Here is a 23,777-nt window from a genome sequence, read left to right as displayed (position 1 = left end):
CCTCGCAATTTCTTCGACAGATCAGCCACGCCTAACAGGTTGCCGCTCGGCTTATGGATAGGACATCCGCCTCATGTCCACTTGATCTGTAGCCTAACCGGACGTCAGACAATGACTGTCAAAGTTGTCAGGATAGAAGCCTTGTGGACAATTGACGCGGATTCACCGACGTCATAGATTTCAGGCTGACACCTTCGCCGGAAATTCGCCATGAACGGTCAGCGCGTCGGCTACGTCCGGGTCACCTCGTTCGAGCAGAACGCCGGGCGCGAGCTCGACGGAATTGAGCTTGATCGCACCTTTACCGACAAGACGTCGGGGAAGGACACGAAGCGGCCGCAGCTCGACGCCTTGATGGCGTTTGTGCGCAGCGGCGACACGGTAAGTGGTGCACAGCATGGATCGGCTCGCCCGAAATCTGGATGATCTGCGCCATATCGTGCAGACGCTGACCCAACGCAGCGTGCGGATCGAGTTCGCCAAGGAATGTTTGACGTTCACGGGCGAGGATTCGCTGATGGCGAATCTGATGTTGCCGGTAATGGAGGCCTTTGCGGAATTCGAGCGCGCGCTGATTCACGAACGCCAGCGTGAGGGGATCACCCTGGCGCGGCAACGTGGCGCCTATCGCCGGTCGTAAGCCGGCCTTGTCGGTCGCGTAACTGGCGCGCCGGGAACGGATTTTGGCCGGAGGGAAGGTTATCGTTTGCTACCATTTTTCCGACTGCGCGACGCCTTGCGTCACCGAACCGACTGCCTTGCCTCGTTTCCTACAATGGCAGGAGATATGGCTACAACGCCAGGTGTCCCTATGAGGGAGCGACTTGGCTCAATTGTGGAGATATCAGAGGACCCGCTCACTCAAAGCAGCTTGCTTAAAGCACGTTCTGATCTATGAATCGAGTCGAAGGGCTGCGGTTGACCGATCGCGCCATTCAACCGGTTGGCAAGTGGGATTTTTGAAGTACAGCGGGAATAATTTGAAGTACAGCGGTCGTTTACGCGCTCCTCTGGCGCTAACTCGCTGAGCAGTTTCTCACCGGTCAGACTAAGGAGCGTGGTCATGTCTCAGGTCTCGTGGGGTCTCAAAGCGGCGGCCGTGATCGTCCTCGCCGCCGCTTTCACAAGCGGGCATGCCGCTGGCGATGATGCTTACGTCGTCACACCACTCGTGTCGAACGTGGCAGGCGCTGCCCCCAAGGTCGACGGGGTACTACGGAATGCCTGGGGTATTGCCTTTAGTCCGGCTGCAAGTCCATTCTGGATCAACGACAATGCCACAGGCTGCTCCACGCTGTATGACGGCGAGGGGGCAAAGTTGCCGCTGCAAGTCTCGATCCCGCTGCCAGGCAATGTCATACCGAAAAGCGCCTGTAGTCCCGTCCTGCCCAACCATGCACACAAAACCGCGCCTGCGGCGCCGACCGGAATCGTGTGGAATCCCTCATCGGCATTTCTCGTGCCCGGTACCAATATCGCGGCCGCATTCATTTTCGCCACTGAGGACGGCACGATTTCCGCTTGGGCCGGTGGGTTGAATCCGGCGAACAATGCCGTGATCGCGGTCGATAACTCGTCCTCTCCATCCGCCGCGAGCGGGGCCGTCTACAAGGGGCTCGTCTTCGGTGTGAACGCGAAAGGCGGATTCCTCTTTGCGACGAACTTCCGCTCCGCCCAGATCGATGTATTCGGACCGAGCGGCGCGAATGGCCTGTTCACGCCCGCGACGACGGACGGCGGCTTCACGGACCCGAACCTCCCAGCCGGCTACGCGCCGTTTGGTATCGCGAACATCGATGGCGATCTTTTCGTCACGTATGCCAAGCAGGACGATCAGAAGCACGACGATGATGCGGGCCGCGGTCATGGATTCGTCGATGTATTCGATACAGATGGCCACCTGTTGCGCCGCTTCGCCAGCCGAGGGCCGCTCAACTCGCCTTGGGCAATCACGCGCGCATCGTTTGCATTCGGCCGCTTCAGCGGCAAGATCCTGATTGGCAACTTCGGCGATGGCCGAATCAATGTCTTTAACAATGATGGCACGTTCGTCGATCAGTTGGAGGATGCGTACGGCAATCCACTGGCCATCGACGGCCTGTGGACTCTGACTCTCGGTGGCGGCCGCAATTCGAGTTCAGACACGCTGTACTTCTCGGCAGGTCCTAACAAAGAGACCAATGGACTGTTCGGTACCATAACTCCAGTGAGCGCCTCCAAGGCGCGAGCGTCCACTCAGAACGGGCAATAGCCGGCAGTCGTGCGTGGCTTCCTGACGGTGACCTCGTCACCGTCAGGAAGTGGCGAGGGTGCACCGCGATGGGGCTGCAGGTGCCCTCACGCGGACAAGATTAGCATAGACCTCCCCGTAAGGCACGCGGACAGGAACGGTTAGAGGCACCATGAGCGCAATTGTTTCCTTGGTGGTGTGGGAATGGAAGATTCTTGCCGGGGACCGACTACCGGAAAAACTGGCTGACGTGTTGGCACAACGCGCCGATCCGGCGATCGGGCGATGAACGGTCGCGCCGCCAGAGGTTCTGCCTCCCCCGCTCCAGCGCGACCCGGTGCTGAGGCAAAGTGGGACAGGCGCGTTGCACAAACGGTGGACAAGTGGGCGCCGCCAGGCCGCCCAGCGATGGCTGCGCGGCCCGGCTCAATGCGGTGACGAGACCTCGGGCTCGATCCACGCGATCGTGCAGCTGCGATGCAACCGCCAGCGGACACGCCTGTTGCCCTCATCAACGCGCTACGACCAGCGATGCATGCATCCCCATCTCATAGTGTCCAGGGCGATTGCAGATCAGCACGTAATGTCCAGGTGCGAGCTTCACCGACAGGCGCTTGCTCGCACCCTGCTTCACGTCCTCCACCTCGCCCATCTTCTTGAACTTGCTTTCCGTGACCTGACCTTTGTGGATAGGTAGATGCGAGTCGTCCGCGTCGGTCTTCAGCACCACGAGTTCATGTTCGGTGTTGCCGTTCGCCACGTTGCTCACGTCGAACGTGATGCGCCCTCCTTTTGCGCTTCCGGGATCAAGTTGAATCGTAGTGTCAGTCAGCTTCACCTGTATCGTTTCGTCCGCGTGACTGCCTAGCGGAGCAACGCCGAGCACAACCGCGCTCAGCACGAACGCAGCATGGTATCTGTCGGTCATGATGTTTCTCCTTGAACGGTCCACGTTGCCGCAGGACGTGCCGGGCACAGTGTCGGGGACATCGGCCCCGAGCGCCTCTGCGTCAGGTGTTCTCTCGATAGTTAGTTAGACTTAAGCAAGCAGCTCGCCGAAATGCATGGGTAGGAACCGGCACCGCACCCATGGCCTGTCCATACCGCTGCTTCGTGGCGGAGACAGCTCGACATTCACGCAATGGCGCCAACAGGCTCGACTGCATCGCAGATCGAAAACCCGTGAACACCATTGCACTTCGACTCCGCTACAAGAACGCGGGGGAACTTCGAAATATTCCACGGAATGCCGGAGACGGCTCTGGGAACGGAGCCTCGCGATCGCGAACGCGCGGGATTCGCATCGCCGCGCACGTCGGCTCATCGTGAGCGCTGCGGTGCTCCGCCATCGCACCGCGCGAGGGTCAAGCGAGTTGGCTTAGCTCGCGGCGAAGAATCTCTTCCGCGGTCGATTTTGGCGCGTGTCGTGGAGGATCTTGTTGATATCGCGTCGCACGCTGGACCGCGACAACATGTTGGCCGGCCGGCCGTACTGCTTGACGCTGTCCAGCAAGCGTCGTCAGGGGCCTGTCGCATGTGATGCGTCCACGTTGTCACGGATCGGCCTAATCGAGCCGGGGATGATCGGCATAATGAGGCCACTCAGAATGGCCCCGAAACGCGATTTCGAAGGGACTCAAGAATGCGGTTTTTTGCCGGATTTTGCAACGAGGTTTTCGCTGTTTTCCGGCATGGGTTTAGGCTTGCGGAAGCTCTCGCCCTCGATGACGACGCGATAGGCGCCGTGGCGTAGACGGTCGAGCGTGGCGGCGCCAAGGACACGGTTGTCGGGGAAGGCGTCGCCCCATTCGCTGAAGTCGAGATTTGACGTCAGGATTGACGCCGCACGTTCGTACCTGGCGGCGACCAGATCGTGGATGTCTTCGTCGTGTGGTGAGCGCAGCGGTTTGATGGCGAAGTCATCGACGATCAGCAGCGGCACACGCACGAACTGCTGGAACTTGCGTTCATACAGACCGGTGGCACGGGCTGCGTGCAGCTTCTTGAGCAGATCGGTCTGGGAGATGAACAGCACGTCGCGTCCTTGACGGGCTGCGCAGTGGCCCAGAGCCTGGGCTAAATGAGGGTCGGCCGGGATTCGTGAATTTTTCGCCAAAGTTCGTTTATGGCATTGATTTGACGTGGGAATTTTGCCCTTTCCCATCGCGCTGTTTTGGCGATGCAGACGCTATCTGTAGCGACTTGCATTTGAAACCGGCCGTGCTTGCAATCCAAGGGGTTTCCTGCTCGGATTAACTGCAACTGACGGAACACACGTGCTCGGATTATCTGCAACTGTGCTTGCATTCAGCCACGCGTGCTTGCATTCCATCGTCGCGTGCTCACATTATCTGCAACTGACGGAACTCAGATCGGCAGCCCGGCCGCGAGCATCTTGTCGCGCAACGCGGCCGCTGTAGCACGATCAGGTGGTACCTCAACATTCGACGCCCGCGCTGACGCGCAGCTCGATCGACTGCACTCACCCTGAGCAGCCACCCGATCAGCTCTAATACGAATGACTCAAACGCAACCGGGAGCGGCCATCAATCGCTCCCGTCGGCCTCTCACTTTTGTCTGCCCCCACGCGGTATCAGAGCGTGCGAGTCGCCGCAGAATTCTTCAATGATGGTTCTCGCATGGCGATCGCGACGACAACGCCCGACATGAACGTGACGACGGCGATTGCCAGAATGGCATCGGCAAAACCAAAGCGATCAGCGATGACGCCCGCCGAAAGCGCGCCAATCGCGTAACCGAGGTCTCGCCAGAACCGGTATGCGCTAAGTGATCGAGCCCGCCAGCTCGGCTCCGAGGCGTCCGATACTGCTGCAATCAGGCTCGGGTAGACCATTGCGGTGCCGAGGCCGAGCAACACGTTCGCAACCAGCCACCACCAGAACTGCCCGGTGAGCGCAGTCAGTAAGAGTCCGGCAGCCTGAACCCACATGCCGATGACGATAAGGCCCTTGCGGCCCCACCTGTCGCTCAACGGGCCGGTGACAACCTGACAGACGCCCCACACAATCGGATAAACAGCCTTGAGGATACCTATCCGTTCGACGCCGAGTCCGAGTCCCGTGAAAAACAATGGGAAAATGCCCCAGCTCATGCCGTCGTTGAGGTTGTTGATCAATCCGGCCTGCGACGCCGCGAACAGATTGCGGTCCCTGATGGTGGTCAGCAGGAAAACATCGCGGAACGAGAGTGACGACGCTTCCCTGGGCTTGCCCGCGACCTCAAGCCGAACATGTTCGCGCGTATCGTGCACCACAAGGACCGACAGCATCAGGCCGGCTGCCGCATAGAAGATCCCCAGGTAGATCGGGATAGGTCGAAGGCCGTACCGGCTCGCCAGATAGCCAGTGAGAAACGCGGTCAGACCAACTGCGAAATAGCCTGCAAACTCGTTAAGGCCGACCGCAAGTCCGCGCCCTTTCGGGCCAACCAGATCTACTTTCATGAGCACGGTCATGGACCATGCAAAGCCCTGACTGGCGCCAAGCAGGACGTTGGCCGCGACCACCCACTCCCAGTGTGGCGCGGCAATGATCATGAAGGGTACGGGAAGCGCAAGCAGCCAGCCGACGACCAGCACACGCTTGCGGCCCCACGTGTCGGCTAACTGTCCCGAAACTAGGTTGGCGAGGGCTTTGACCACCCCGAAGCTGACGATGAAGGAGGTAATGAGCGTCGCAGACTCGAGGTGGAATTCTTTCGCGCCGATCAGAGGTACGACCGTCCGCTCGATGCCAACCATGCCCCCCACGAATGCATTGACCAGCACGAGCAATGAGAACTGCCGCCAGTTTTCCTTGAGTCCTAGCCGAACTGAGGGCCGAGCAGACGAAACGGCTGGCTCTCTCATTACGCTATGCTCCAGCGGCGCTGCGGCCGGAATTGACCGCACGCAGGCGGGCTGCTTCAGGCGGTGGCGGCGGTACATCGTCTAGCATGAAGCGGATGAATTCTTCCTCGCTCTCGATGCCGAACGCCCGGTTGTGCCGCTTCTCGAAGCCTAGTGTCGAGGTCGGGTTTGCGCTAAGACTGCGGCCGCAGGCCGAACCCGCGTAGGCACCGGGCAAGACTTCCAGGTAGTCAGGAAGCGCCCTGAGCTTTTGCACGCTGCGGAAAAGGTCTTTCGCGCCCTCTGCCGCGCTCACGGCCAGTTCAGTTCGGCCGAGGTCGCCGATCATGAGTGTGTGACCGGTTACGACCAGCCACGGCTCATCAGCGCGCGTGCGGTCTGTCACAAGCAGACAGATATGCTCGGGTGTATGACCGGGTGTGTGGAGCACCTTGAGGACGACATTGCCGAGCGGGATCTCGTCGCCGTCATCAACGCCTTTGAAGGGCACTGCAATGTCGGCCTTCGCCGAAAGCACATATTCAGCGCCTGCCGCATCGGCGAGGGCCCGCCCGGTAGAGACGTGATCGGCATGCACATGCGTGTCGATCACGTAGCTGATTTTCATCCCCGTGACCTCGGCCGCTTGCAGATAGATGCCGGGCGCGGCCACCGGATCGATTACAACGCCCGTCGCCTTGCCGCCGCAGCCCAGGAGGTACGAAATCCCAACGGGATCGGAATGGAGGAATTGCCGTACGATCATTAGATTGCTCCTCACTGATGGGGGTGATAACATTCAATCATTATCGAGAATGATTTACCAATGAGGGTGGAGTGTCAAGCGTGGGACCGAAGCAAGCGATCTTTGAGCGCCTCGCAGAGATAGCGCAGGCATTCGGCCATCCAGGCCGGCTTGAGTTACTGGAGCACCTCGCGCAGCGCGAACGGTCCGTTGAGGATCTGACCGCGCTGTCGGGCATGAGCTTCGCGAACACCTCGCGCCATCTGCAAATCCTTCGGCGAGCGCGCCTGGTGGACACCGAGCGACGAGGCAAGCACATCGTGTATCGCCTTGCTGGCGACAATGAGATTGTCGGTCTGATGAAGTCCCTTGGCCGGATCGGCGAGCGAAACCTCGCGGAAGTCAACCAGACGCTGAACGACTACTTCCATTCGCGAGATTCGATGGAAGCCGTGTCACGAGAGGAGTTGGCCCGGCGTCTTGCCGATGGCCTGGTCACGGTGCTGGATGTGCGGCCGCAGGATGAGTTTGCCGAGGGTCATCTGCCCGGGGCCTGCAACATCCCACTGGCCGAGCTGGAACGTCGCCTGGGCGAGCTGCCGACCGACACTGAGATCGTCGCGTACTGCCGAGGGCCCTACTGCGTGCTGGCCTTCGAGGCTGTCGCCGCATTGCGGGCAAAAGGCTTCAAGGCGATGCGTCTCGAGGATGGATTCCCCGAATGGAAGGCGGCCGGTCTCGCCGTCGAGACTGCGGCCGCCGTCTAGCGTCAGGCCATAGCCTGTTTCAGTTCAGCAACCAGTTTCCCCCGGTATCCTCCAGACCTGCGGACAGTTCCACCATACCGCCAACGATCTCACGCCGCGGCCGTTCTTCAGGAGTCACACCGTGGTGAGTCGTGCCGATGGGGCGTCATGACCACGCCGCGTCCGCTCTGAGGCGTTGAGCGCCTCTTTCCGTGCAGCTTGCCGCTGTCTGAAACTGGCCGCCAGCCGCCCGACAGCGATTGGCGGCACGCGACCCGAAGCCGTCTTCCGACGCGTCTTGGCGACAATGGCTAGTATCGGACCCTCTCCGGACCTTGAATTAGGCGTCACCTCTGCGGCTGCATTGTCGGCATAGCGTGTATTACGTACAACTCAAACGCAGACTTATTCGCCGCTTCGACGAGTCCCGAGCCGCACGCTGAAACCGTACGACGCTTTGTCGTTTTTCTATTAGGACTTACGCAAACAGCCACGCCTGAGCGCAGAAACGAATTGTTACGAAGCGACGTAAACCCAAAGCGAAGCCAAGGTTCGTAATGTCGAGGGCATGACGAAACGGCCGACCCGCCTGGATTACTGCCAGTTCTTGCTGGTGAGTCCGATCAACCACACGCTGACGAACTTCGCCGACCACGTTGAAGATATGAGCCACGATGCCATCAACCGGTTTTTGCGTAACGAGAAGATGACGCCGCGTCTCGTATGGGACAACGTGCGTGAGCAGATCACGGCTCACGAGGAAGGTTGCATCGCGTTCGACGACACGATCATCGACAAGGATTTCTCGCACAGGATCGAACTGGTCCGACGCCAGTACAGCGGCAACGCCCACGGCCTGATCAAAGGGATCGGCATGGTGAACTGCGTGTACGTGAACCCGCTGACTCAGGAGCACTGGATCATCGACTACCGCATCTACGATCCGGACAGCGATGGCAAGACGAAACTGGATCACGTGCGCGACATGCTGACCAACCTGGTTCATCATAAGCGTCTGCCATTCCGTCGGGTCCTGATGGATACCTGGTATGCCACCCGCGATCTGATGCTGTTCATCGAGTCGCTGGAGAAGATCTACTACTGCCCGCTGCGCGCCAACCGGCAGGTGGACGACTCCGGCGCGCAATTGCCGTACCGGCGCGTCGATTCGCTGGAGTGGGATGCGAGCGCTCTCGCGCATGGCAAAACCATCAAGATCAAAGGCTTTCCCAAGCATCACAAGGTGAAGCTGTTCCGGGTCGAGGTGTCGACACACCGCACGGACTGGGTCGTCACCAACGACCTCACTCAGGATTCTTCGCAGGCCACACAAGACGCGTGCGGCCTGCGCTGGAAGATCGAGCAGTTTCATCGTGAGGCCAAACAACTGACCGGGATCGAGCGCTGCCAATGCCGCAAAGCGCGCATCCAGCGCAATCACATCGCATGCGCCGTACTCGTGTGGATTCGTCTCGCTGAGATCGCCAGGCAGACCTGCCGCACCCTCTATCAGGTCAAACACCAGATGCTCGATGACTTCCTCCGTCAGCAGCTCAAAAATCCGAGTGTTCAGATGAAATTTGCGTAAGTCCTATCTATTATTAAAAAACTGAGAACCGCACTTGGCCATGCCTCTATCGGGCAGCCAGCCTCGGTCGGCCGGTATCAGCGCAAAGGATCTGCAACTAATGCGGAGAACCAGGCTCAGATCCGGCCGCGGGTCGAGCATCCTTTCCACGTGATCAAGGATCTGTTTGGCCAAGGTACGCTGCAAAGGTCCGGCGAAGAACACTGCGCAGTTGTTAAGCCTGTTTGCTCTGGCAAATTTGGTACTGGCCAAAAAATCGTTGTTGACCCGTCATGGGAGAAGTCCGTCCTGGGTGCGCAAAGCGCATCGGGAGAGGGATCGGGGCGGCCCGACCAAAGGCGGGCAAAGTAATTATTCTAGACAATAAGGATCGCAATGCTCCGCCATAACACCGCCCGTATCGGAAAAATAAAAAAAAGAATTTTTGGTAACTCACCTGACCTATATTGCATTCCAGGCAGCTTAAAGAAGCCTAACAGTCCTGTCCAAGAGGTTACTGCTTAAGAGCACTTCGTCACGTCCTTTGTCGACATCACATCGGGCAATACCTCAATACTCGTGCCCGGCTCAATTCAAGCCGGCAGCGCGCGAGGGTGAATTTGTTTGAATTTAAGTAATCCGGCAACACTTCGGCCAACTCGTTGCGCCACTGCTCGACATATCGTGATAAATAATCTTCGATATTTTTTTATTAAAAAAGGATGGCCCATTATCCTGAGGATTACGACACAGATTCTAGTTGCAACTACTTCATGGCAACAAGCGTGTCAAGACAGTTAATTGTCCAGGAGTGCCTATGGGAAAACTCTGTTATGAAATGTGCAAGTACTGAACTCGAGATTGCTTAAGCGATTTGGGCAAGCCGAGGCTTTCGTATTTCTTTTTCATTGAGCAAGGCTCAAATTGAACCAGGCGTAATAGCAGAGGCTCTTTTCGTTGTCGCAGCCACAGCTTTAGCGACAGAAGGAGCGAAGTATTTCTTGGAGACAAATATGAAGTATCTAGCTTTAGTTACATTGGCTGCCGTGCTGACCGCTCCCGCAGCTTGGGCCGAAACGAATGCCGCCAATGGGCCCAGCGGAGCACATTTTGCGAGCGGCTCTGCCGAGCCGGTATGCACCGTAGGCACCGGAGATCAAGCCCAAGATGTCAGCTGTAGCGGGACCACCATCGGGGGGGTCGGCCACACCAATGCGACAGCGATGCTGTCAGCGACTTACTCAGGCACCGTGCAATGCCGAAACCATGGCGGCCAGATCGTCGATGTGAAGACGCAGGCCACTACTGCTAGTTCGTCGGGACAACTGACAGCTTCCAAAAACGGGCAACTGGTAGTGCCGCCGCTCAGTGCGGCGGCGCCGTCCGCCCAGCAGTTACTAGCCCAGGCCACCTGCCCCAACGGGAATTGGACCAAGCAGCTGGAGGCAGGCCCAACCCTTACGAATTTCGTGTATACGCTCGCCTTCGCGGGCTTCACCGGGCCTTATATCAGTGTCACGGGTCCTTGATTGACTTAGCACAGGCTTCGGCACATTCGACTGATACGGGAAAACCCGACACTAGCGAGAGCGTCCTAAGCCATAGGGATGGGCGTGCCAGCATCCGCTGGCACGTCTGCAATCGGTGGCGGCTGGTACCGTCATTTCAGTACCACGCCCACTTTTCCTGAATCATCGGATGCTTGGCCATGCATCAAGACGTTCACCTTAATTGCCGCGTGTGGCATGTCCCACATGCACCGCGCCATTTTTTGCATGCCCGGTGGATGCTGCTGTTCAGTCTGCTGCTTACCGGCTGCGGCGGAGGGGATTCCCCCCCGGCATCCATGACAGCCCCGCAGCAAGCTTCGTCGGGACCGAGCCCACTGGTCGCGCAAAGCACGTCGCCAGGAGGGGAAAAATCGGCACCGTCGGCCGTGACGGATGAAGCTGCCGTACCTTCGGTAGAGTCCGCCAGTTTTGTGCAACTCAGCGCGCTACCGCATCTGTCATCGCTGTCCGACCATGAGAAGGCGGGGTTGCTCATGCTGCTGCCCTCCAAGTCGTCTTCGCAACGGCTGGCATTGATTAACATGTATCCCAGTCTGGTCAAGCTGCCGGAGCAGCAAAAGGAGCTGTTGCTGGACCAACTGGAAAAAATCGTCCCGATCACGGTCTCTCAAAATCCATGAAGGTATCAGCCGACTCCACGGTCGCCGCGCGCCGTCCCCGGTACCCGCTGCATGTGACACGAGGCGTGCTCGAGAAGAATCTCGCTCTCGGACACGGCATGAACGGGCACCCCGACGATCATTCTGGCCAACGGCCAACGGCCAACGGCTCCTCGGCGCCATGTCGGCCGATGCGCTCGAGCGCGCCTTGACGGACGGGCACTGAACGTGCGCCGGTTCGCGCCTGACAAGCGACCGAAATCGGACCCGAAGCGGGCGTCTGAGTGTCTGAGCAAATCGATGGCGGGTTGGCCGTTCATGGCCGAGGCCGTGTGAAAACGCAAAAGTACTCGGTTTTTGGGTGTCGCTTTACCCTTCCCGAGTTGCCACTAGGCCAACACAGAGCGATCTGGAGGGTCAATTTTTTCGAGCACCGCATTCCGCATGCGTTTTCACACGGCCTCGGCCGGCTCGCGCCTGACGACGATCGGCGATAGCCGACCCATTGCGGGCTGTCGGGACAGGAAGTTGAATGACCGATCTTCGGAGTACAACGGCCGTTTCGTGTTGTGATCCGGAATGCAGGGTTCCGGGCTGGGCATCCCTGGCGCATCACTGCCGCTTAAGGCCGCGGAGGCCGCGGATCGGTGCGGATGGTGCCGTCGGCACGGCCGAGAAAGTATCGGTAAATATCGTCAATGTGGTCGGCAATCAAGGAGTTGTCGCGATACGCGGGCATTCCACGAGACAGGTCACCGTCAAGGACCATCCGGACAAACATTTCACGGCTCTGCGTGCGCGCGTAATCAACGATCGAGGGTGCGGCCAACCCCTCATAATCCTTGCCATGGCAGCGGGCGCAGTCGACGGCGCGCAGGAGACGCCAGGCGCTAACGATGGCGTCATCGGTCAATGGACGGCCAGCATGCTCGGCGTTCACATCGGCCTGGGCCGGCTTTGCAACCGCAATCATGACTACGACTACAACCGCGCAGCGCCTTGACAACAGTCGCGCGCTATTGTGGCTGTCCATTGCATTGTCCTTTACCGGTGCTACGATCCAGCGTTGCGTCGACTCCGCGCGGCTGAGGGGCTCCGCCTCGCGCGGCGCTATTTTATTTGATCAGTGATACGGCCGACGAACTTCCAGCCTTGGTCGCGTATCCAGACGTATGTATAGCCGCTCGGACCGTCGATGAATACCGTTAGTGGGCGGTTTGCGATAGCGCCTTCCTTCTGTTGTGACGCCACCGCTGGCGTAACGCGCCCTTCGGTCTGCTCGAGACTGGCATCGCGGTCGTCAAACATCCAACCGTCGTCCTGGATGTAGGTGAGTCGGACCGTGCTGCCACTAGGGGACTGAACCAGCAACGTGAGCGGTGAATGCGTGATAGCCGTTTCCTGTTGATGCTTTGCTGGAGCATTACGCGTCGCCGCAGTTTCCGCCCGAATGGCATCCGGACTGTCGCCCATGGTGGCAGCCAGCGTGACCCCGTTCAAGGTCACAAGCGTTACGGTCGTCAGCGTCGCAACGAGCAACCGTGCGTCAATATTTGAGCGTTTCATTGTGCTACCTCTGCTAGTGAGCGGGGGGGCGCGGCGCTTCCCATGCGCCCCGGCCGCCCCGTTAGTTAGCGAACGAAGTCGCCGCGCCCCGATAGTCTCCACAACTCATGCCATCGGCGGTCCGCTTCGAGATCGCATACCTCAGCGGTCAAATCTCCATCGTGTGCATGCGGCGTTCGAGTTCACCGATGTCGACGGCGGACGCGAGATACGCGTCGCGACGATTGTGTTCGGCACGGTCAAGCGCCTTCCCCAACAACGGGTACAGATAGACAAACAGGATGAACACAGCGTCCTCCGGTCGGGCTGGTCGATTACGTATCGGCCCGAACGGGGCGCGATACATGGGGCCCAGGCGTGCATTCAGTGCGGGACATCCGGGTGGGATTGATGCGCGGTTCGTACTACGGCTGGACGCTGTGTAATGCAGCGTCCATGCCACATGGCGCCAGACTTGACTGGCGCGGGTTTCAGCGTTATCGGCGGGATGCGGATTGGCGAAGTGTTGTCGTGTGGCCGACGAATATCGGATGAAAGTCGGGCCGTGCCAAACATGTGTTCAATACGGTATCGCGCTGTACTTTCTGACCGGCCCAGGATACCCAGGCACGGATCACGCAGAGGAACTCATCACCAACATGCTCGGTGTTCGACACGCTGGCGCGACAGAAGCGGCGTTGAAACCGCAGGACGTTGGGCTCAGCCATTACAGCTATGGCCGTATTGAGGGCCTGGACCGATCTAGCCTCGAAAGGCGCGTGTGCGAGCGTTATCGCGTTCAAAGGACTGCTCATCCCGCGCGAGCGGGCGTTCGAGAAAGAATAGCGAGGGACCGTATATGGACTCCTCCTCGTTTGCAAACATGTCGCCTAGCAAGCCTCATGGTCGATCGCTGACGTATATCCGGTCTCGTACAAATGTGCCTCTGCGAGGCAACGGACCCTGATGGGCTATTCGCGCGCTGACTCCCAATCGCTCCTACGGGCTCGAGGCCTCGGTCCTTCGCGGGTTTGATCAGCGCCGGTTCGACCTGTTGGCCATCGTGCGGCTTGTTTTGCAATCGTGGATGAAGGTACAGCTGGTTGCTCTCGGTTTCAGTGCGCAGCAAGCTCCGGCTGATAGTCGGTTTCCCTTGTGATCATCGCCCAGGCAATTCGAGCCGTCTTGTTTGCCAGCGCCACGGCTGCAATATTCGGGTGCCGGTCTCCCGCTATGCGCATAACCCACAGACTTAGTGCATCAGTCCGTCGTCTGGCCATCTGGATCATCGCGCGCGCACCGTGAATTAACAGGCAGCGCACGTAGGCGTCGCCTCTCTTACTAATTCCTAGCAGCCGTTCCTTTCCTCCGGAACTGTTTTGCCTGGGCGTTAGTCCGAGCGACGCGGCCATCTGTCGGCCATTGGCGAACTGTCTGGCATCGCCCACGGTTGCGATTAGCGCGGTTGCTACCATCGGCCCGACACCACGTAGTTGTTGCAGACGTCTAGCTACTGGATCGGATGCAGCAATTGCGGCAATTTCGCGGTCGAGTTCGCGGATCCTATCGTCCAGGGAACGCAGATCTTCCCACAGCCCCGTGAGCAGGCGCCGGAAACGGTCGCTCAGACCGCTGTTCACGTCTTCCAGCCAAACAGGAACAGCGCGTCGCAACTGGAGAATCTCTCTGGGCGCCACGATGCCGTACTCGGAGGTCAGGCCGCGGATCTGATTTGCCTTTGCGTTACGTTGCTCCATCAATCCGGCGCGAACGCGGTGAACTGCCTGCACGTCCTGCTGCCCGATGGTCTTGACGGCGACGAAACGCATGCCTGGCCGACTCATCGCTTCACAGATAGCTTCGGCGTCGTTTGCGTCGTTTTTGTTACTCTTGACGTACGGCTTCACAAACTGCGGGGCGATCAGCTTGACCGTGTATCCGATCACCTGAAGACGCCGCGCCCAATGGTGTGCACCGCTGCAGGCTTCCATCCCTATCACGGCGCGCAAAGGAACGGTTCGCTGCAAGACGTCCAGCCATTCCCTACGGGTAAGCTTGCGGCGCCACACCGGCTTCTCGCTTCGATCGACGCCGTGCACCTGGAAAACGTTTTTTGCGAGATCAATCCCAACGCGAATAATGTCCATCTCGGGTTCCTCCTCGTTGACCGGTCGAACACGTCGTTAATCATGCGCCGTGAGCTAGTCGGGTGAGGAGGAGTCCATCCCATTGTTCCTGGCCGCCTGCGGCCGATCACGGCGGCACTCGGCCTTCTGGCTGCGTCGCCCACGCCTAGTCCGGGAAACGATGGTTTGCTGGATGCCACTCCGCCGTCAAGCCGACATCACGGGAACCCGCATGGCGAGCATCCAATAACAGCTTCCATCTTTCAACGTCCCACTAAGAGGTGGCCTCGCTTGTTCGGACAGGTTCTCGATATTTTTAAGTGGAACGTCCGGGGCAGTCATGCTGCCAATTTGATCGCAGGCAGTGTTGCGAAGTATGCCTCATCCGGCGTGCGGTCTTCCAGACTCGAATGAGGCCGTCTCTGGTTGTACAGATGCCACGTGCCAGCGCAGTGCTGTATCTGGCGGATGTCGCCGATCTCGAGTGGCAAGTCAATCGCGTGCTGCATGCGCCGGACGCGCCCGTGCTCGATCTTGCGCGTCTCAACGATCTCGACGAAGCGGCCCTCGGCGCCTTGCGACTTCATCCGCATCCCGCGGCACGACTGCTTCGCTGTCAATACCCGTCCGAACTCATCTGGCGCGCGGTGCTGGAACAGGATGACCGTGCGCTTCGCGTCATCCGGCTGGACGATGGGCCCGCACACCTGCTGGTGCAACGCACGGACGCGGGCACGGACGTGCGTCGCCTCGGTGCGGGGGAATGGCAAATTGCCGGTGCCCTGTTCGATAGCGTGCCGATTTGCTCGGCACTGGCCCGCGCCCCCGAGGCTGACGGCTACGCGCTCGTCGCCGGTCTTCTCGCACGCGGATGCTTCACGAGCGCCGTGCTTTCCGCTGGCAGTCATGCGTTCAATGGAGATTCACCATCATGCCCCGACTGCTGCAAACGGATGGAAGTCCGCCCGTTCGCGTGAACGGGATGTTGCGTGCCACGCAGCGTCTCGACCGGATTCCCTACTGGCTGCTCGCGATTCCCCTGCGGCTTGCGGTGGCGACGGTCTTCTGGAATTCGGCGATGACCAAACTCGCAAATTGGGACGCGGCACTCGAACTGTTTCGTGATGAGTATCAGTTCCCCTTGCTACCGCCGGACATAGCGGCTTACTTGGCGGTCTCGATCGAACTCAGCGCCCCGGTGCTTCTCGTTCTCGGCCTGGGTGTGCGGCCTGCTGCACTGGTGCTGCTGGGCATGACCTCGGTCATCGAGATATTCGTCTATCCGCAGGCCTGGCCAACCCACATCCAATGGGCGGCGATGCTGCTGGTGTTGCTCTGCCGCGGCGCCGGCAACGTGTCGCTCGATTACCTGATCTATCGGCGCTGGGTCCGATCGCCACCCGAAGGAAACTGACCGGCACGGCCTTGACCGTGGAGTACGCTCCAGGGTCTATCCTGAAGATGGTGACGGGGCTATTCATCGCGCAAAGAGGTTTCCGCCGTCGTACCCGTCCGGGAGGTGTGACATGACTGCGAAACGCCAGGTGGAAGTTTTCAGCGCCGGCTGTACGTGTTGCGTAGAGGCCGTGGCCGTGGTGAGGCGGCTTGCAGGTTCCGCGTGCGAGGTGCACGTGCTCGACATGAACGACGTGCAGGTCGCGGATCGCGCCCGCGGGTTGGGAATCCGGTCGGTACCCACCGTAGTGATCGACGGGCAGGTCGCGGATTGCTGTGCCGGGCGCGGCGTCGATGAGCAAACGCTGAAGGCAGCTGGACTCGGCCAGCCGTGACGGGATGTTGAGCATCGGCAAGCTGGCGGCATATGCGGGCGTGAGCCGCGACACCCTGCGCTACTACGAACGCGAGGGCCTGGTTGCGCCTGCCGCGACAACCGCCGCGGGGTACCGGCTTTACGATGCCGACGCGGCACACCGGATACGCTTCGTCCGGCACGCGCAGCGCTGTGGTTTCACATTGGCTGAGATCCGTGATCTGCTCAGCCTTCGTCAGACGGGCGACGCGTGCTGCGCGGACGTACGACATCGCGCCCTCGAAAAAAAGCATCAGCTGGCCGAAAAGATCCGCGCGATGCAGGCCATGTCGGCTGCGCTGGACGAGATGATTGCCGAATGTACCGATGGCAGCCTGGCCGTCGACGCGTGCCCGATCCTGGCCGCCCTGGCGCGGGCGGACGGTCATGCAGAGGTCAAATCATGAAAGCCGGCCGGTGCTCCGCGTAACAAGGAGGGAACGATGAAACGAAATCGAGGCGGTGCTCGCCTGATGGCGAGCGCGCTGGCCGCCGTGGGAGCGTCAGCGTGTTGTGTGGTGCCCCTGATCCTGATTGCGCTGGGCATAGGTGGGTCATGGGTCGCTGATCTGACCGCGATGGCGCCATACCGCCCCATCTTTGTTGGGCTTACGGTGGTCTTTCTCGGTCTGGCGTTCCGCAGGCTTTACCGGATGCCGCAAGCGTGTGAGCCGGGAACCGTCTGCGCGAATCCGCGCACGATCAGGCGGCAGCGACCGACGTTCTGGCTTGTCGCCATCCCGCTGCTTGGCCTGCTGGCCGTGCCGTCCCTCATTCCGCTGATTGACTGAAAGGAGCCACCCATGGGCAAGCTACTGACCGCTACGATCGTCGCGTTGCCGCTGGCGGCGTTCGCCGCCGCGCCTCAACACGTGACGCTCGACGTGCAGAACATGACTTGCGAACTGTGTCCGATCACGGTCCGCAAGTCGCTCGATCGGGTGCCGGGCGTGGACGACGTCAAAGTCGATTTCGCGAGGAAAACGGCGACCGTCACCTATGACCCCGACAAGACGCGAGCGGAGAACCTGACCCGTGCAACTGCAGACGCGGGCTATCCATCGACCGTGCGCAAGTGAGGCGACGATGAGCGACGTTATTTTGGAATCTGTGCTGACCTGTCCGCACTGTGGGTTCGCCAGTGAGGAGACGATGCCGCTGGACGCCTGCCGCTTCTATCACGAGTGCAGGCATTGCCATACGGTCTTTCGACCGAAGGCCGGCGACTGTTGTGTGTTCTGCTCTTTCGGTTCAGTCAAGTGTCCTTCGGTGCAGATAGCCGTGAAATAGCCCATTTTTGCCTACCACCATCCCCCGAAAATTGAAAATCTCCCCATAACCTGCGCCAGAACTGGCTCCCAGCGCCCTTCCGGGGTATGCGCGCACCGCGGCTAGCGCTTTTCTTCACGCGCGGGCGCTTGATCGGCCCGCGCCCGAACGTCGGCGGCCGTCACGACCGGCAACGCGATGAACGCATGCTCAGCCATCTTCTCGTACACGTGCAGGAACGGCAGATACAGCCTCACGGTCCAGGCATCGCCATCCTTCGTGGCCGCATACGGATGCAGAATTTCGCCGTCCGCCCGCAACCGGTCGAAACGCAGCACGCCCTTGTGCGGATAGGGTGCACCAGGCTCTTCGAACCGCGCACGCATCATGTGGTTCACGACTGCGTTGGGATAACCCGGATGTCCCGACGTGTCGGCCTCGTGGAGCGCAGCGCGGATCGCGTCGTCCTCGGTCAGATGGCAGTGCGTCAGATCGTGCTCATCGAACACGACTTCCTTTGCGATGTAGGGCGGACCCTGATACCAGTTCGGGTCTTCATGGTCCAACTGGATAGCCAGGATCGTGCGCGTGCCGACATCGGTGCAGCGCCAGCGGAAGCCGGCGGAGCCGAGGAATTCGAGGCCAATATGGAAATCCGAATGCTTCATGCCGGTCCCAGTGACGTTGATGGGGTTTCGATGGTGTCGGCCGGCGCCGACCGGTCCGCCCCGCCGACCGTCTGCGCATGCCGCCGGTCGTCCTCGGCATGCAAGTAGATCCCGGTGGTCTCGATCGACGCGTGCCGCAGGTTTTTCTGGATGAAACGCAGGTCCGTGCCCGCGTCGGCCTGATGCGAGGCCGCGCTATGTCGCAGCCAGTGGGTCGACGCACGATGCAGCGTGGCCGCGCCAGCCGGACTGGTGAACTCCAGGGCGTTCGCTGCCCGCCGGAACACTTCCCTGACGATCAGGTAGACCGCCGCCGGCGTCAGGTGCCGCGTGTCGTCGCCAGTGATGCTCATCACGGCCGGGCCGGTTTCGCGGGCTGACGGTGCGGGCGGCAGACCGTGAAACACGCGATAACGCGCGAAGTCAGTCATCAATGCATCGCTGACGGGCACCTCGCCCTCGGCGCCGCCCTTGCCGAGAACGTGCAGCCACCATTTGCCTCGACGCAGGTAGAAGTCGGCCGCTTTCGCGTGAGCGGCTTCGGAGACGCGCAGGGCTGCGTGGTACAGCAGGCGGATCAGCCAGCGGCTGCGTTCGTAGTGCTGCTCATCCCTTTCGGTCAGGCGTGGCCACTGCTCGACGCTCGCGAGCACGTGATTCCACAGCGCGTGATCGAGATAGCGCTCGATGCGCCGCGAACGCCTGCCGGCAGTCGTGCGGCCCCGCCGTAACGCGAGCGGATTGCCGGCCAGATAGCCGGCGCTCACCAGATACGTCAGCATGCCCGACAGGATTCCGAGCGCCTGATGCTGGCTACGTTCGGACAACGGCCCGTCGAACAGCCGGCGCGTGCGTCCGCGCCGTGGCAGTTCAGGATCGGCCCAGTCGCCCGTCGGCGAGGCCAGGAAGCGCTCGTACAGCAGAAAATCCTCGCGCGTGAGGCTCGACAGCGGTTTGCCCAGCGCCTGGGTGGCCCACAGCAGCAGACGCACGGCTTCCTTGCGGTAGCTGCGCAGCGTATGCGGCGACGCGGCGTATTCGGCGAGCCACAGCCGCACGGCCTCGACATCGGTGCCGGCGGCGATCTGTTTGTGCGCGCCATGTGCCCGGTTCGTGCCGCAACTGCCATCGAGCGTGGCCGGCAGTGTGATCGCCAGGGCGGGTTCGGAGGCGGGGACGGCGAGGTTCATGGTGTGACGCGTTCCGGAATCAGGTTTTGGCAGCGTACAGCAAACATACTTGCGATTATGCGGATTATCACAAATTTCAAGAGCTTATCGTTACATATATAACGTGATACATGGATATACATATATAATTTTCATCGAAAGCCCACGCCCTCGACCACTTTCACGGTGCAAAACCGCCCATGAGCCGCATCAGTGACACCCGTCTGCGCACCCGTGAAGCCGCCGCGCGCCTCGTCGGCGCTGGCAGGCTCCCCCATGAGCTCACCGTCGACCTGATCTACGCGGAGATTCGCCAGGGCAGCCGCACCACGATCAACGACGAACTGAAGCTGTGGAAGGACGAGCAGGCGCGCAACGACGCGCTCGCCGCGGCACTGCCACCGCCGGTCGCCAGTGCGATGCTGTCCGTGTGGGCGCTCGCCATCGAACACGGCGAAGCGGTTTTCGCACAGCGCGGCGAAGAGCTTGAGCGCGAAGTGGCCGACGCCACGGCGCGCGCCGAATCGTTGGAGACGGCTCATGCGGCGCTCGAAGCTCAAGCGCGATCGCTGCGCTCGCAACTCGACGATCGCGAAGCGCGGCTCGCCACGGCGACCACCGAACTCGCGCGCGCCCAGGCCGGGGGCGAGGCGGCCGTCCGCGAGGTCCAGATTGTCGCAGCCGAGCGAGACGCCGCGCGCGCCGACGCGGAGGAAGCCCAGCGTACGGCGCGGGTCACCAATCTGCGCGAGCTCGAGGCGCTTCGCGCTGAGCACGCTGAGCGCGAAGCCGCCCTGCGCGCGCAGGTCGATCAGGCGGCCGTGCGGCTCGAGGGCGTCCAAAAGCGCGTGATGCTGCAGACCGAGGAGGCGCGCAATGCGCAGCGCCGCGCGGAAGCGGCCGTGGCCAAGATCCAGCAGCGCAACGAGCAACTCGTCGGCGAGGTACAGCGGCTCACGGCTGATGCGGGCGAGCAGCGGCGCCTGGCCGAACGGCACGAGAAGCAACTCGCGAGCGTTATGGACGAGGCGCGCGAACTGCGACGTGAGCGCGTCGCGCTTGCACAGCAGGTCGCGCTACTGCAAGGGCAGCTCGCCGCGCGCGCCGAGCCTGTACCGGCACGCGCGACGAGACGTTCCCGCCAGGCGACCTGACGGTGCAACACATGGCATGTATTGCAGTGGAGGCGCTCAAGCCTCGCGCTACAATCAACTCGGGAACAAAAGAATGCCCCCGCGCAGTCCGTGGAAATCCCGCCATTTCGTCGCCGAATTCACGGCTTTTAGCGCCTGCCAGCTCATCGACGTGGCGATCGTGGGTAAAGATGGCCGCGAGTTCTACACCCGTTCGCCCGGAAGGCCACGCGATGAAGATATTGATTATCGAAGACGACGCAGATATCGGGACCAACCTCTATGACTATCTGGAGAGCGCCGGCTACGAGACGGACATCGCGACCGATGGGGTCATGGGCCTCGAACTGGCCACTACACAGCATTGGGATGCGATTCTGCTCGACCTCTCGTTGCCGGGCATGGACGGCCTGACGATTTGCCGCAAGCTGCGCGAAGAAGCGCATCAGGACACGCCGGTTCTGATGGTGACCGCAAGAGATACGCTGGACGGCAAGCTGCAGGGGTTCGGGCAGGGTGCGGACGACTACCTTGTCAAGCCGTTTTCGCTCAAGGAAGTGGGCGCGCGCCTCGCTGCGCTGATCAAGCGCTACAACGGCCAGGTGACGCAGTCCGAGCTACGGTGCGCGGACCTGCGTTTCGAACTGGCCACGCTCACTGTCGAACGGGCCGGTCGGCCGCTCAAGCTGCCCCCGAAGTGCCTGCATCTCCTGCGCATCCTGATGCAGTCACCCAACCGCGTGTTCGGTCGCGTTGAGCTCGAAACGCAAATCTGGGGCGAACAGTTGCCCGACAGCGATACGCTGCGGGCGCATGTCTACACGCTGCGGCGCGCGCTCACCGCGCGCGGCGAGGACGATCTGATCGAAACGGTCCATGGTCTCGGCTACCGGCTCGCGGTGGGCGATGCAAACGCGTCGTAGCCTTCGCATCAAGGTTGCGCTGTTCTTCTCGGCGCTGACGATCATACTGCTCGTCGCCCAGGCACTTGGCGTCAAGACGCTTGCGGAAGCGCAGGAAGAACGACTGATTACCGCGCTCATTCACGACGACCTGGTCAATGTGATGCAGTCCTACCGTAGCGATCCTGCGTTGCTACCGCCTTTCGACGTGCACTTGAACGGGTACCTGTCGGCAGCTGACAGCCCACATTACGCGTTACCGGCATCAGTCAGGAACCTTCCGTTCGGCACGCACGAGATCATTCTCGATGAACGGGAAATCCACGTCGCGATCGTGTCATTTGGCGGGACCCGGCTATATCGCGTCTACAATTTCAGCGCCTACGAACAGCGTTTCAAGCAGGTAATCAATGCGCTGATGGCAGGCACTGGCGTGTTCGCACTGCTAACGATCTGGTGTGCCTTCTGGTTGTCCGGCATGCTGGTCCGGCAGGTGGCTGGCCTTGCGCAGCAGGTCAAGACACTGCGGCTCGGTGGATCGGCGTCGATCAACCCGGGAAAATATGATGAGGCCGAGGTCGTTGAACTGGTCGACGCCTTCAACGATTATCACCGGCGCATGGCTGACATGGTCGAGCGGGAGAAGGAGTTCACCGGTAACGTCAGTCATGAACTGCGCACGCCACTCACCGCGATCAAGACCAGTTGCGAACTCCTCGAGCACGACGACTCGATCGGCGCAAAGTCACGGACGCGCCTGCGACAGATCGAGCGCGCGGCCGACAACATGAAAGATCTGGTCAACGCGTTGCTACTGCTTGCGCGCGAAGACTCGCCCGCCGCGGTGGGACCGGTGCGGCTCGTCAGCGCGATAGAGGACGCGCTCGATGCGGTTTCAGCAACACTGAAAGCCAAGGATATCGAGGCACGGATCGATGTCAATCGTGGTCTGTACGTTGAAGCCGATCGGTCCGCACTGGCGCTCGTGATGTCGAACCTGGTCGACAACGCGATCAGCTACACGGACAGCGGCAACGTCAGTTTCGCCTATATGGACGGCTTGCTTCAGATCAGGGACACCGGCCGTGGCATTCCTTCAGATGCGCTGCCGCGGGTGTTCGACCGGTATTATCGGTCGGGCATGGCAGACGCTGCCGCGCAGGGCTTCGGCATCGGCCTGTCGATCGTCAGGAAGATCTGTGACCGCTACAGGTGGTCGATCCAGATCGACAGCGAGCCGGGCAAAGGCACCTGCGTCTCGCTCCGGTTGCCGCCCTCGAATCGCATTTCGCCTGACTTCACAAAAAATTGACGTCGCCTTGACGAAAACTTCACGGCCCGCTGCGTAGCATGGGGTCATGGGCCTTTCCATGAACCTCTGGAAAGCACATTCACCTCTCCGTGAAGGAGCTCGCCATGAAATCGCTTATCGCCGCGCTGGTCGTCGCGTCAATCACGATTGTCCCCTCGCTTTCGTTTGCCCAGCAAACTCATGAACTCACGCGTGCCGGGGTTCAGTCCCAGTTGGGCTGTGCCGGGCAACAGGCGCCGATTCGTCAATCCAAAAATTACTATCCCGCCCCGGCGAGGATGTCCGGGACGGCTTGTGACGCTTCCGGCTATGGAGCACCAGTAACCGGGAACTTTCAGGCAGGCGCCCCGCTTTCGCAGCCATCGGGCCAGACACTCTTCGCGCATCACTAGGCTCACCGACGCATGCTGCACTGGCCTCGAGGTCGTCAACGCAGCATGACCCGCTCGCAGCGCCGATCGGTTCGCGCTTCTTGACGAAAACTTCACAACCGGTTGCGTAATATCCGAGCCTGAAGCCGCCGTACCGGTCGGCAATG

General features: G+C 60.6%; 27 protein-coding genes and 3 pseudogenes. 19 read left to right on the top strand and 11 right to left on the bottom strand.

Annotation, left to right across the window (positions count from 1 at the left end):
• Nucleotides 1-210 precede the first annotated feature (210 nt).
• Together OKW44_RS00615 and OKW44_RS00610 are read left to right on the top strand one after the other, a co-directional pair.
• Entirely contained in the window at nt 211-426 is a 216-nt protein-coding gene (locus OKW44_RS00615) for a recombinase family protein (protein ID WP_429409285.1), read from the top strand.
• Nucleotides 398-640 carry a recombinase family protein gene (locus tag OKW44_RS00610; RefSeq protein ID WP_429409283.1) on the top strand — a complete coding sequence of 81 codons (243 nt, stop codon included), beginning with the start codon at nt 398-400 and terminating at the stop codon, nt 638-640. The genes OKW44_RS00615 and OKW44_RS00610 overlap by 29 nt, the downstream gene beginning before the upstream one ends.
• 221 nt (nt 641-861) lie before the next feature.
• Here the strand turns inward: OKW44_RS00610 and OKW44_RS00605 are convergent, their stop codons facing one another.
• Entirely contained in the window at nt 862-1,065 is a 204-nt protein-coding gene (locus OKW44_RS00605; protein ID WP_162633951.1) for a hypothetical protein, read from the bottom strand.
• Here OKW44_RS00605 and OKW44_RS00600 point away from each other — a divergent pair.
• Nucleotides 1,064-2,251: a TIGR03118 family protein gene (locus OKW44_RS00600; protein WP_018420367.1), complete on the top strand. Its 1,188-nt coding sequence runs from the start codon at nt 1,064-1,066 to the stop codon at nt 2,249-2,251. The genes OKW44_RS00605 and OKW44_RS00600 overlap by 2 nt on opposite strands.
• 490 nt (nt 2,252-2,741) lie before the next feature.
• Here OKW44_RS00600 and OKW44_RS00595 read toward each other — a convergent pair whose 3' ends face one another.
• From OKW44_RS00595 to OKW44_RS00580, 4 genes and pseudogenes are all read right to left on the bottom strand, one after another.
• On the bottom strand, nt 2,742-3,158 hold the full coding sequence (locus tag OKW44_RS00595) for a hypothetical protein (RefSeq protein WP_018420368.1): 417 nt from the start codon (nt 3,156-3,158) through the stop codon (nt 2,742-2,744).
• Nucleotides 3,159-3,866: 708 nt separating this feature from the next.
• Nucleotides 3,867-4,313, bottom strand: a pseudogene (locus OKW44_RS00590) (ATP-binding protein); the annotation flags it as partial.
• 510 nt (nt 4,314-4,823) lie between these two features.
• A complete protein-coding gene (locus tag OKW44_RS00585; RefSeq protein ID WP_035470697.1) occupies nt 4,824-6,098 on the bottom strand; it encodes an MFS transporter in 1,275 nt (424 codons plus the stop codon).
• 4 nt (nt 6,099-6,102) lie between these two features.
• On the bottom strand, nt 6,103-6,843 hold the full coding sequence (locus OKW44_RS00580; RefSeq protein WP_018420372.1) for an MBL fold metallo-hydrolase: 741 nt from the start codon (nt 6,841-6,843) through the stop codon (nt 6,103-6,105).
• 71 nt (nt 6,844-6,914) lie between these two features.
• On the opposite strand from OKW44_RS00580, the gene OKW44_RS00575 reads away from it, so the two are divergent.
• The 4 genes and pseudogenes from OKW44_RS00575 to OKW44_RS00560 all read left to right on the top strand — a co-directional run bounded on the left by OKW44_RS00575 (nt 6,915) and on the right by OKW44_RS00560 (nt 11,326).
• Nucleotides 6,915-7,589 (top strand): ArsR/SmtB family transcription factor, encoded by a 675-nt coding sequence (locus OKW44_RS00575; protein WP_018420373.1) that lies wholly within the window; start codon nt 6,915-6,917, stop codon nt 7,587-7,589.
• Between the two features lie 547 nt (nt 7,590-8,136).
• Nucleotides 8,137-9,156 (top strand): IS701 family transposase, encoded by a 1,020-nt coding sequence (locus OKW44_RS00570; protein WP_018420374.1) that lies wholly within the window; start codon nt 8,137-8,139, stop codon nt 9,154-9,156.
• Between the two features lie 111 nt (nt 9,157-9,267).
• Nucleotides 9,268-9,436: pseudogene (locus OKW44_RS00565) on the top strand (transposase); the annotation flags it as partial.
• Nucleotides 9,437-10,843: 1,407 nt separating this feature from the next.
• Nucleotides 10,844-11,326, top strand: a complete 483-nt coding sequence (locus OKW44_RS00560) for a hypothetical protein (RefSeq protein WP_239499067.1) — start codon at nt 10,844-10,846, stop codon at nt 11,324-11,326.
• 601 nt (nt 11,327-11,927) lie between these two features.
• Here the strand turns inward: OKW44_RS00560 and OKW44_RS00555 are convergent.
• The 3 genes from OKW44_RS00555 to OKW44_RS00545 all read right to left on the bottom strand — a co-directional run bounded on the left by OKW44_RS00555 (nt 11,928) and on the right by OKW44_RS00545 (nt 13,160).
• Nucleotides 11,928-12,338: a c-type cytochrome gene (locus tag OKW44_RS00555; RefSeq protein ID WP_018420377.1), complete on the bottom strand. Its 411-nt coding sequence runs from the start codon at nt 12,336-12,338 to the stop codon at nt 11,928-11,930.
• Nucleotides 12,339-12,415: 77 nt separating this feature from the next.
• Nucleotides 12,416-12,871 (bottom strand): hypothetical protein, encoded by a 456-nt coding sequence (locus tag OKW44_RS00550; RefSeq protein WP_026225770.1) that lies wholly within the window; start codon nt 12,869-12,871, stop codon nt 12,416-12,418.
• Nucleotides 12,872-13,019: 148 nt separating this feature from the next.
• Nucleotides 13,020-13,160 carry a DUF3563 family protein gene (locus OKW44_RS00545; protein ID WP_018420379.1) on the bottom strand — a complete coding sequence of 47 codons (141 nt, stop codon included), beginning with the start codon at nt 13,158-13,160 and terminating at the stop codon, nt 13,020-13,022.
• A 331-nt stretch (nt 13,161-13,491) separates the two neighbouring features.
• Here OKW44_RS00545 and OKW44_RS00540 point away from each other — a divergent pair.
• Nucleotides 13,492-13,650: pseudogene (locus OKW44_RS00540) on the top strand (Crp/Fnr family transcriptional regulator); the annotation flags it as partial.
• Between the two features lie 315 nt (nt 13,651-13,965).
• On the opposite strand, the gene OKW44_RS00535 reads toward OKW44_RS00540, so the two are convergent.
• Complete coding sequence (locus OKW44_RS00535; RefSeq protein ID WP_018420380.1) at nt 13,966-14,997, bottom strand: IS110 family RNA-guided transposase; 1,032 nt, start codon at nt 14,995-14,997, stop codon at nt 13,966-13,968.
• Nucleotides 14,998-15,428: 431 nt separating this feature from the next.
• Here OKW44_RS00535 and OKW44_RS00530 point away from each other — a divergent pair, with 431 nt between their 5' ends.
• The 7 genes from OKW44_RS00530 (at nt 15,429) to OKW44_RS00500 (ending at nt 18,076) form a co-directional block, all read left to right on the top strand.
• A complete protein-coding gene (locus OKW44_RS00530) occupies nt 15,429-15,953 on the top strand; it encodes a hypothetical protein (RefSeq protein ID WP_162633952.1) in 525 nt (174 codons plus the stop codon).
• 5 nt (nt 15,954-15,958) lie between these two features.
• Nucleotides 15,959-16,390 (top strand): DoxX family protein, encoded by a 432-nt coding sequence (locus OKW44_RS00525; RefSeq protein ID WP_018420382.1) that lies wholly within the window; start codon nt 15,959-15,961, stop codon nt 16,388-16,390.
• A 112-nt stretch (nt 16,391-16,502) separates the two neighbouring features.
• Nucleotides 16,503-16,766, top strand: a complete 264-nt coding sequence (locus OKW44_RS00520; protein WP_018420383.1) for a thioredoxin family protein — start codon at nt 16,503-16,505, stop codon at nt 16,764-16,766.
• A gap of 4 nt (nt 16,767-16,770) precedes the next feature.
• A complete protein-coding gene (locus OKW44_RS00515) occupies nt 16,771-17,193 on the top strand; it encodes a heavy metal-responsive transcriptional regulator (protein WP_018420384.1) in 423 nt (140 codons plus the stop codon).
• 36 nt (nt 17,194-17,229) lie between these two features.
• A complete protein-coding gene (locus OKW44_RS00510) occupies nt 17,230-17,577 on the top strand; it encodes a mercuric transporter MerT family protein (protein WP_026225772.1) in 348 nt (115 codons plus the stop codon).
• A 12-nt stretch (nt 17,578-17,589) separates the two neighbouring features.
• Nucleotides 17,590-17,865: a mercury resistance system periplasmic binding protein MerP gene (gene merP, locus OKW44_RS00505; protein WP_018420386.1), complete on the top strand. Its 276-nt coding sequence runs from the start codon at nt 17,590-17,592 to the stop codon at nt 17,863-17,865.
• Between the two features lie 7 nt (nt 17,866-17,872).
• Nucleotides 17,873-18,076, top strand: a complete 204-nt coding sequence (locus OKW44_RS00500) for a GDCCVxC domain-containing (seleno)protein (protein WP_084754055.1) — start codon at nt 17,873-17,875, stop codon at nt 18,074-18,076.
• Between the two features lie 101 nt (nt 18,077-18,177).
• On the opposite strand, the gene OKW44_RS00495 is transcribed toward OKW44_RS00500, so the two are convergent.
• A complete protein-coding gene (locus tag OKW44_RS00495) occupies nt 18,178-18,723 on the bottom strand; it encodes a hypothetical protein (RefSeq protein ID WP_018420387.1) in 546 nt (181 codons plus the stop codon).
• A complete protein-coding gene (locus OKW44_RS00490) occupies nt 18,720-19,913 on the bottom strand; it encodes a tyrosine-type recombinase/integrase (RefSeq protein WP_018420388.1) in 1,194 nt (397 codons plus the stop codon). The genes OKW44_RS00495 and OKW44_RS00490 overlap by 4 nt, the downstream gene beginning before the upstream one ends.
• 179 nt (nt 19,914-20,092) lie before the next feature.
• Between OKW44_RS00490 and OKW44_RS00485 the strand changes: the two genes are divergently transcribed.
• From OKW44_RS00485 to OKW44_RS00470, 4 genes are all read left to right on the top strand, one after another.
• On the top strand, nt 20,093-21,046 hold the full coding sequence (locus tag OKW44_RS00485; protein WP_018420389.1) for a coiled-coil domain-containing protein: 954 nt from the start codon (nt 20,093-20,095) through the stop codon (nt 21,044-21,046).
• A gap of 212 nt (nt 21,047-21,258) precedes the next feature.
• Nucleotides 21,259-21,948 (top strand): response regulator transcription factor, encoded by a 690-nt coding sequence (locus tag OKW44_RS00480; RefSeq protein ID WP_018420390.1) that lies wholly within the window; start codon nt 21,259-21,261, stop codon nt 21,946-21,948.
• A complete protein-coding gene (locus OKW44_RS00475) occupies nt 21,932-23,239 on the top strand; it encodes a sensor histidine kinase (protein ID WP_026225773.1) in 1,308 nt (435 codons plus the stop codon). Before OKW44_RS00480 ends, OKW44_RS00475 begins: the two co-directional genes overlap by 17 nt.
• A gap of 104 nt (nt 23,240-23,343) precedes the next feature.
• Nucleotides 23,344-23,631 carry a hypothetical protein gene (locus OKW44_RS00470; protein ID WP_018420392.1) on the top strand — a complete coding sequence of 96 codons (288 nt, stop codon included), beginning with the start codon at nt 23,344-23,346 and terminating at the stop codon, nt 23,629-23,631.
• Nucleotides 23,632-23,777 lie beyond the last annotated feature (146 nt).

The organism is Paraburkholderia lebeckiae (assembly GCF_050436325.1).
In the GTDB taxonomy this organism is placed as follows: Bacteria; Pseudomonadota; Gammaproteobacteria; order Burkholderiales; family Burkholderiaceae; genus Paraburkholderia; species Paraburkholderia tuberum.
This window is presented reverse-complemented; position numbering and strand designations above follow the sequence as displayed.

Coding starts and splice junctions, on each gene's coding strand:
- OKW44_RS00615 (WP_429409285.1), top strand. CDS start 211: ATGAACGGTCAGCGCGTCGGCTACGTCCGGGTCACCTCGTTCGAGCAG.
- OKW44_RS00605 (WP_162633951.1), bottom strand. CDS start 1,065: ATGACCACGCTCCTTAGTCTGACCGGTGAGAAACTGCTCAGCGAGTTA.
- OKW44_RS00510 (WP_026225772.1), top strand. CDS start 17,230: ATGAAACGAAATCGAGGCGGTGCTCGCCTGATGGCGAGCGCGCTGGCC.
- OKW44_RS00470 (WP_018420392.1), top strand. CDS start 23,344: ATGAAATCGCTTATCGCCGCGCTGGTCGTCGCGTCAATCACGATTGTC.
- OKW44_RS00585 (WP_035470697.1), bottom strand. CDS start 6,098: ATGAGAGAGCCAGCCGTTTCGTCTGCTCGGCCCTCAGTTCGGCTAGGA.
- OKW44_RS00600 (WP_018420367.1), top strand. CDS start 1,064: ATGTCTCAGGTCTCGTGGGGTCTCAAAGCGGCGGCCGTGATCGTCCTC.
- OKW44_RS00535 (WP_018420380.1), bottom strand. CDS start 14,997: ATGGACATTATTCGCGTTGGGATTGATCTCGCAAAAAACGTTTTCCAG.
- OKW44_RS00500 (WP_084754055.1), top strand. CDS start 17,873: ATGAGCGACGTTATTTTGGAATCTGTGCTGACCTGTCCGCACTGTGGG.
- OKW44_RS00560 (WP_239499067.1), top strand. CDS start 10,844: ATGCATCAAGACGTTCACCTTAATTGCCGCGTGTGGCATGTCCCACAT.
- OKW44_RS00610 (WP_429409283.1), top strand. CDS start 398: ATGGATCGGCTCGCCCGAAATCTGGATGATCTGCGCCATATCGTGCAG.
- OKW44_RS00570 (WP_018420374.1), top strand. CDS start 8,137: ATGACGAAACGGCCGACCCGCCTGGATTACTGCCAGTTCTTGCTGGTG.
- OKW44_RS00475 (WP_026225773.1), top strand. CDS start 21,932: ATGCAAACGCGTCGTAGCCTTCGCATCAAGGTTGCGCTGTTCTTCTCG.
- OKW44_RS00515 (WP_018420384.1), top strand. CDS start 16,771: ATGTTGAGCATCGGCAAGCTGGCGGCATATGCGGGCGTGAGCCGCGAC.
- OKW44_RS00480 (WP_018420390.1), top strand. CDS start 21,259: ATGAAGATATTGATTATCGAAGACGACGCAGATATCGGGACCAACCTC.
- OKW44_RS00525 (WP_018420382.1), top strand. CDS start 15,959: ATGTTGCGTGCCACGCAGCGTCTCGACCGGATTCCCTACTGGCTGCTC.
- OKW44_RS00490 (WP_018420388.1), bottom strand. CDS start 19,913: ATGAACCTCGCCGTCCCCGCCTCCGAACCCGCCCTGGCGATCACACTG.
- OKW44_RS00580 (WP_018420372.1), bottom strand. CDS start 6,843: ATGATCGTACGGCAATTCCTCCATTCCGATCCCGTTGGGATTTCGTAC.
- OKW44_RS00555 (WP_018420377.1), bottom strand. CDS start 12,338: ATGGACAGCCACAATAGCGCGCGACTGTTGTCAAGGCGCTGCGCGGTT.
- OKW44_RS00485 (WP_018420389.1), top strand. CDS start 20,093: ATGAGCCGCATCAGTGACACCCGTCTGCGCACCCGTGAAGCCGCCGCG.
- merP (WP_018420386.1), top strand. CDS start 17,590: ATGGGCAAGCTACTGACCGCTACGATCGTCGCGTTGCCGCTGGCGGCG.
- OKW44_RS00520 (WP_018420383.1), top strand. CDS start 16,503: ATGACTGCGAAACGCCAGGTGGAAGTTTTCAGCGCCGGCTGTACGTGT.
- OKW44_RS00550 (WP_026225770.1), bottom strand. CDS start 12,871: ATGAAACGCTCAAATATTGACGCACGGTTGCTCGTTGCGACGCTGACG.
- OKW44_RS00595 (WP_018420368.1), bottom strand. CDS start 3,158: ATGACCGACAGATACCATGCTGCGTTCGTGCTGAGCGCGGTTGTGCTC.
- OKW44_RS00495 (WP_018420387.1), bottom strand. CDS start 18,723: ATGAAGCATTCGGATTTCCATATTGGCCTCGAATTCCTCGGCTCCGCC.